The 6,529-nt window shown below is 61.5% G+C and carries 5 protein-coding genes and 1 pseudogene; 5 read left to right on the top strand and 1 reads right to left on the bottom strand.

Annotation, left to right across the window (positions count from 1 at the left end; all coding sequences use genetic code 11):
* The first annotated feature begins 1,174 nt into the window (after positions 1–1,174).
* From DZC73_RS20200 to DZC73_RS20180, 5 genes and pseudogenes are all read left to right on the top strand, one after another.
* Positions 1,175–2,245, top strand: coding sequence for an integron integrase (locus tag DZC73_RS20200; protein WP_124542157.1), 1,071 nt, complete (start codon positions 1,175–1,177; stop codon positions 2,243–2,245).
* A 170-nt stretch (positions 2,246–2,415) separates the two neighbouring features.
* Positions 2,416–2,991 (top strand): hypothetical protein, encoded by a 576-nt coding sequence (locus DZC73_RS20195; protein WP_124542156.1) that lies wholly within the window; start codon positions 2,416–2,418, stop codon positions 2,989–2,991.
* A gap of 164 nt (positions 2,992–3,155) precedes the next feature.
* Positions 3,156–3,365 (top strand): annotated as a pseudogene (locus tag DZC73_RS20190) (1-aminocyclopropane-1-carboxylate deaminase); the annotation flags it as partial.
* Positions 3,366–3,532: 167 nt separating this feature from the next.
* Entirely contained in the window at positions 3,533–4,174 is a 642-nt protein-coding gene (locus tag DZC73_RS20185; protein WP_161974660.1) for a prolipoprotein diacylglyceryl transferase family protein, read from the top strand.
* On the top strand, positions 4,171–5,712 hold the full coding sequence (locus DZC73_RS20180; RefSeq protein WP_124542154.1) for a hypothetical protein: 1,542 nt from the start codon (positions 4,171–4,173) through the stop codon (positions 5,710–5,712). The genes DZC73_RS20185 and DZC73_RS20180 overlap by 4 nt, the downstream gene beginning before the upstream one ends.
* A 6-nt stretch (positions 5,713–5,718) precedes the next feature.
* Here the strand turns inward: DZC73_RS20180 and DZC73_RS20175 are convergent, their stop codons facing one another.
* Positions 5,719–6,513 (bottom strand): FadR/GntR family transcriptional regulator, encoded by a 795-nt coding sequence (locus DZC73_RS20175; RefSeq protein ID WP_235835209.1) that lies wholly within the window; start codon positions 6,511–6,513, stop codon positions 5,719–5,721.
* Between the last annotated feature and the right edge of the window lie 16 nt (positions 6,514–6,529).

Here is a 6,529-nt window from a genome sequence, read left to right as displayed (position 1 = left end):
CCGCCAGCGGACGGACAGCCCGACGCAACCTCCGCGACCGCGCACTTCGCGATTGGCGACCTGGCTGAAGCGTGACGATGCGACATGTGCCTCCGAGCCGGCCTAACGTTTGACATGAGCGGCCAGGCCCGGCTTGCCGGGATTGGTCCTCTCGATGGAAGGGTTAGACGTCTGTGTCGAGCAGGAACTCACCTTGGTAGCCATCACTTCCATATTTGCCACCAGAGTCGCTTTGATTTTGATTCGGTAGCCTGTGGCGAAGCGAGCGATGGCAGAGACACGCGGCGAGGCGGCGACCAGGGCGGGCACGAGTCGTCCGGTTTGTCTGGCGATGGGAAATAGAAAGCACATTTGAATCGTGCCGCGAGCGCAGCCCCGACTTGGTTTGCGTGCTGCGCCTCTGGCCACGGCGGGACCGCTTGGTTGAACAGGCGGGCATCGGTACCGAACTTGACGACGCCGAGATGATGCTCTTCCAGGGCCTCACCGCGAGCCACTATTGCTGACAGGCAAAGGAACCACCCAGATGTGTCTCCATCCCACAGCGCCTGAACACATTGGATTGGGCCGGGCAGGGACGAGATTTTCTCTGCGAGGGTTTCGTAACTGACGGCTTCGATAGCTGCTTGACGCTCTGCCGCTTGCTCGGCCTCGAGCACTGGTCGAATTCGTTCGCTTTCGGACTCGCAGTATTCCGCTGTCCACGGGATCGAAGCTCCTACGTGGCGTAGGAACGCGACAACTTGAATGTTGAACTCCGTGTCGTGAGCATCTGTCGTCGGTGAGTGCTTCCAGCGCAGGACGAAATACCAAAGCGCTCGTTCGTCGAACGCGTCGGCTAGGACACTGGCGAGTTCAGATTTCGATCGGGCGGAGTTTGGCTCTAGCATTGAGCGAAGAACGCAGCTGGGAAGTTCGCCAGCAACGATTCTTGTCTTTGCTTCGCGACAGAGGTGCTCGTAGTCCATAGACGTCTAACGTGTTGTAGAGCGACAGGTGCTGCGCCCTAACATCGGAGTGTGCCGCATAACATCGGCCCGCCCGCCGGGCGTAAGTGACTGCTGCATTTGCGGTTTCCTCCTCTTGACTGTATATCTATACAGTACTAAATTGCCGCCAAAACCGGCAGCTTGTTACATCTCCTTCTGCGCCTTGCCGGAGCTCAGGAGTTCGCATGCTGCCACGACCGCCCGGCTCTTCGCCACCGCGTCAGACCCTGCGCCCGCCTGCGTCGACGGCCTTGCCGCCGCTGCAGGCCACTCGGCTGCTGGACCAGCTGCGTGAGCGCGTGCGCTACTTGCACTACAGCCCTCGCACCGAACAGGCTTACGTCTTCTGGTGCCGTGCTTTCGTGCGCTGGCATGGGCTGCGCCATCCCGCGCAAATGGGCCAGCCCGAGGTCGAGGCATTCCTGTCTTACCTGGCTGCGGATCGGTGCTTGGCACCCTCCAGCCATCGGCAAGCGCTGTCGGCCTTGCTCTTCCTCTATGGCAAGGTGCTGGGGATGCATCTACCCTGGATGACAGACATCGGTCGGCCGCAGGTTCCCCGACGCTTGCCCGTCGTGCTCTCAGCCCCAGAAGTCGTAGCGATCTTTGTGCATATGCAGGCCGAGCATCTCCTGCTCGCACGCTTGCTCTACGGCACGGGCCTGCGCATCAGCGAGGCGCTGCAGCTCAGGACCAAGGACCTGGACTTTGCCCACCAGGCGCTGATCGTGCGGTCGGGCAAGGGTGGCAAGGACCGAGTGGTCATGCTGCCCACGTCGCTGCTTGCGGACTTGCGTACCCAGCTGCACCATGCTCGGCAGGTGTGGGCAGCCGACGTCCAGGCGGGACAAGCGGGCGTTGAAATGCCATACGCACTGGAGCGCAAGTATCCGCGGGCGGGCTCGTCATGGGCTTGGTTCTGGGTGTTCCCCCAGGAGCACTTGTCCACCGATCCACGCAGCGGTGTGATCCGGCGCCACCATCTGTACGACCAGACGTTCCAGCGCGCTTTCAAACGAGCCGTGGTGCGCGCTGGCATCGACAAGCCCGCCACACCGCACACGCTGCGACATTGCTTTGCCACTCACTTGCTCCAGAGTGGCAGCGACATCCGCACCGTCCAGGAACTGCTGGGGCATGCGGACGTCGCCACGACCATGATCTACACGCACGTTTTGAAGCTCGGCGGCTTGGCCGTGCGCAGTCCGCTGGATACGCTGCTCTCGCCAATCACACCTAAAACCGGACACTGGTGACGGTCCGCTTATGGCCGGGAGTGTGAGTTTGCGGACAAGCCCGGCAGCGGTCTTTCGGCGTGCTCACAGGTTTGCTCTATGACGGCATGCGCCGAGTTCCGCGAACAGGTTCTTCCGGCCAGGAGCGGTCGGTTGCGACAGCCTGGTCTCAGATATATGCACAATGGGCCATGTCAGGAAGATCCACCACCTTCACCTTCGTTTGCAATATCGAGCGGCGCGACCGCATGCTCACGGGTCTGCCGGAAGACGACCTGTCCGCGATCGACGACCTCAAGGAACCGGAAATCCTGTTCGGAGGGTCGCGCAACAACGCGATGGAGTGGTGGCTCAATCGCCTGATTCGCGAGTGCTGCCTGTCCGATCTGACGCACTTGCAGAAGGGATTCGACCCGGTGACCGGTTCGACGCTCGACGGAGGCTGGTGGCAGAGTTGGATAGCGCCTGAAGAGGTGACGCCGGCCATCAACGCGCTGGACGCCCTGCTTGAGCTGGCGCGGACGCATCCGGATCACATCCGAGCCTTGCTGGGTGACGAGGTTTATTGCTGCGAGCCCGAAGAATTGCGCGCCCTCGCGGCGCCATCGTCGCTGGCTGGGGCCGCGGCTGAATACAAAGAGGCGCAAATGGGGAATGATGGCGCAGACGTGTATTCCATCTTGACCTTTGTCAAAGCGCATCGAGCCGTTCTCGAGCTCGCGCGCTCCCGTGACGACGGTGCCATGTACCTGGCGTGCCTCTACTAGCGCGCGGAGCCGACCAAGTACCAAGCCGTCGGGTTCCAGCCGCGTTAGCGTAATTCAGCGACTGCTTGCCGGTTCGGCATAAGAGGCCCGGAATGTCGCAGACGGGTCGAAATCCGTCGACTACGTTGCCGAACTGGTCGTTCACATGGACCGATATCAGCAGCTTGCCCAACGAAGGCACGCTGGAGGCCATCCGCCTGTGCGCACGGCAGGAGGCGATGTTGACCGATCCGGTGTACGAAGGGAAGTCTGCCCACGGAATGATCGACATGGTCCGCAAGGGCGAAATCCCGCCCGGCTCGCGGGTGCTGTACGCCCACCTCGGCGGCATGCCGGCGCTCAATGCCTACAGCTTCATCTTCAGGAATGGGTGATCTTCGGGATCTCGGATGCGACGGCATCCGTCAGGTCTTGACCAGTTCCACTCCTTCGGCGATCTCGGGATAGTCTCCCAGTGCGCGTCAGGCAAGGTGGCGCGGCCGTTGCACTTACTCATCAATTCATGGGATGCGGTGCAGCTCGCGCCAATGTCCACTGCGCCATGGCCGCTCTGATTCCGCATTTCCATGAACCCGTGGTGCACCTGGGCTCGCTCGTGCTGCCGACCCATGGCGTCGCATTGGCCGGAGGTGCCGCGATCACCTATCTGGCTGCGTGGTGGCAGTGCCGGAGGCTTCACCTTCCAATCGGAATCGTAGTCGACACGGCACCTTGGATTTCACTCGCCGCAGTCCTCGGCGGACATGTGCCGGCCTGGGTTGCAAGCAGCCCGTCAGCGGTCATTTCGATCTGGGACGGGCAGAGCCTGACCAGTGCGATTGCGTTTGGCGGATGCTCGGCCTTGATCTCCCTGCGAATTGCACTCGCAAGGACAGCCGGATCAGGCCAAGTCCTGTGGCAATACCTCAATGTTTGGAGTCTGGCTGCCATCGCAGGCGGTGCATGCGCGCGCATTGGTTGCCTTCTCACCCACGAACGGATCGGACCGTCGACCACCAGCTGGCTCGGCATTCAAGGTATTGGCTTGCATGGCGCAGCGGCGCATGACATGGCCCTGTACGACGTTCTTGCATCAGCGTGCTTGTTTTCGCTGCTCGCGATCTGGACGTCGACGCGATCACGAAACGCCCTCGTGCTGCCGTTCGCGCTGAGCTTGCACGCAGGATTGCAACTGATGCATTGAAGGCTCCTAAAAGCCATGGGCTGATCGATGTGGAGACGGAAATGACCGGGAGAATACTGTTCAGACTCATCGGATGGGTGGCACTCGTCGTGACGCTGGCAGGAGGCGCCACGGCATTCATGGGATGCGCCCCATTCCCGACCTCTCCGCCGCAGATGCCCTCCATCCAATGGGCGATTTTCAATGCAAGTGATCTTGTCAGTGTCAGTCAGCCAGTCAAGATCGTGTATTTCTCGCGTGTTGACTGGCAAGAGGTGTCCCCTCGCAGCACCGCCTTTGCCGCAGGTCGGTACCCTGATCTTCTGGTCGGCAATCCGTATGCGTTTCAGATCAAGGTCAACCTGGACCTGAATGCCTTTTCCATCCTGGACAGCAACAGCGTCGACATTGTCGACAGGACTTCTTTGGCGCGCGTCAATGTAGCGCGGGCAGACGGGTCCTATCCTAATCCTGGGGATCCGTCCTGGAAGGCACGTCCTGCCACGCCGGCAGACCGAGCCGTGGCTGGCGTCGAACTGTCCTATTTCTGCAATGGCAGCCCCAGCTATGAGTCGGGGCCTTGCTCCGTGCCTCGCGACCTGGCCTTGCTGGTCACGATCTCCCCCCCACGCAGCGGGATGGTTCACGGGGCGGGCTTCGAATTCACACTCGTCTACAAGAGCAGTTCGGCCGAGCAGCGAACCAGGTTCCGTGCCATCTACGTCGAAAAGGGCAAGTGCAAAGTCCTGTCGATGAACTCTGGCCCTGAGACCATGCTCGCCTTTGAAAGCCGTGCCATCAACTGGTTCATCAACGACTGCTATGCATACAGCGTCGACTTCCTCGTCGGTGGCAAGTCGCAGGGCGAACTGGCCTTGAGACAAGCGGAACCACCCGAGGTCGCCTCGCAACACGATCTCAATGGCTCGACAACACTTGTGGTTCCCGCTGTGTACTCTTTGGACGTGGTGTTGAAGGCCACCGATGCGATGGGGCGCGCTGCGATGCTTCCAGTTGGAAACGGTCAAAGCTACGTGCAGCATCACGAGATTGCACCCTGTTCCATCAACAAGACTGATCCACGCTGCGAGTCCCGTTGCTCCGTTACCAATCCCCCTGCTGACTGCCCTCGCCCGATACCCTCCGAATGTCCAGACACCGCCGACCACCACAAGATCATGTGGAAGTTCGACGTTGTCTGCGGCGGCGGCGGCACACTGTCGACCTACCATGACACAGAGCCGGCCTGCTCGGTAGAGGACGCACAGGCGTCGGTGCAGAAGCGGTTGTTGCTGAACTGTCGAATCGTCAGGATCGTGGGGCCTCTTGCGCCGAATCCGGCCGACCCCACCGGAACCATGTCACCCATGTGCGCCGCGGACGCACCTTTGATGACCAAGGATTTTTGCCTGCGGTGCTCACCTCCAGGTCCTGAAAAGGTCACCGAGTCAGGGACTGGCTGCGGGTTGGGAGACGCAGAACTCAATGCACGTTCCAAGCGGCCGATCGAGCAGCAGTGCTTTGTGCTCAATGAAGGCGAGTGCATGAAGGAAAAGTAGAAGGGGTCATTCGGAGGTCGGGGACCGCCATCCCGAAGCGAACCGCACTTCCGCGTTCTTCATGTGCCTGCGCATCGCTTCACGCGCAGCGTCGGCATCCCTGGAAGCGATGGCATCCATGAGCGCTGAGTGTTCCTCGGACGCCTTCGCCCAGATGTCCTCGCCGGTGAAATGCGATTCGAGCTGCATGTACAGGTCGCCGGTCCGCATGTCCCACAGCTGCTTGATGACGAGCAGCAGCGCCACGTTGTTGCTCGCCTGCGCGATGGCGAAGTGAAACCGCTGGTCCGCGGCCGTGGCCTTCGGGCTGTGGGTGCGCTCGCTGCGCATGTCCATCAAGGCCAGCTTCATCTGCTGCAGGTGCTGCGGCGTCGCGTTGGTCGCGGCCAGGGCAGCGGCCTCGGATTCGATGATCCACCGGGCCCTGATCACATCGAACGGTCCTGGGGACACGTCCTGCCCTGCACGCGGCTTGCCGTTCTGGCCGAGCACCACCACGCCGGAGCCGCCCCGCACTTCCACACGCCCTTCGACCTCAAGGGCAATCAGCGCTTCGCGCACAGACGGCCGGCTGACTCCCAGCGCCTCGGCGAGGTCCCGCTCTGCAGGTAACCGCGTGCCGGGAGGCAACCGCTTGAGCGCAATGAACTGCGCCAGCTGGTCTGCGATCTGGCGGTACAGCCGGCGGGGGTCCGCGGGGTCCACCGTCAAGGTCGTCAGAAGCTCCTCGGGTCGCGTGAGGACATCGCGAACACGTGGGTCGCTGTCGTCTTCGCTGGTGATGGAAGCGGAGTCTTTCATGGGATCCATGGGTCAA

It is taken from the genome of Rhizobacter terrae (assembly GCF_003852895.1).
GTDB lineage: Bacteria > Pseudomonadota > Gammaproteobacteria > Burkholderiales > Burkholderiaceae_C > Albitalea > Albitalea terrae.
The sequence above is the reverse complement of the archived record's forward strand: the minus strand, read 5'-3'. Positions and strand labels throughout refer to the sequence as shown.

What these genes read in the sequence shown, in the direction of transcription:
- DZC73_RS20185 (WP_161974660.1), top strand. Translation starts at nt 3,533, where the DNA reads ATGGCCGCTCTGATTCCGCATTTCCATGAACCCGTGGTGCACCTGGGC.
- DZC73_RS20200 (WP_124542157.1), top strand. Translation starts at nt 1,175, where the DNA reads ATGCTGCCACGACCGCCCGGCTCTTCGCCACCGCGTCAGACCCTGCGC.
- DZC73_RS20175 (WP_235835209.1), bottom strand. Translation starts at nt 6,513, where the DNA reads ATGAAAGACTCCGCTTCCATCACCAGCGAAGACGACAGCGACCCACGT.
- DZC73_RS20195 (WP_124542156.1), top strand. Translation starts at nt 2,416, where the DNA reads ATGTCAGGAAGATCCACCACCTTCACCTTCGTTTGCAATATCGAGCGG.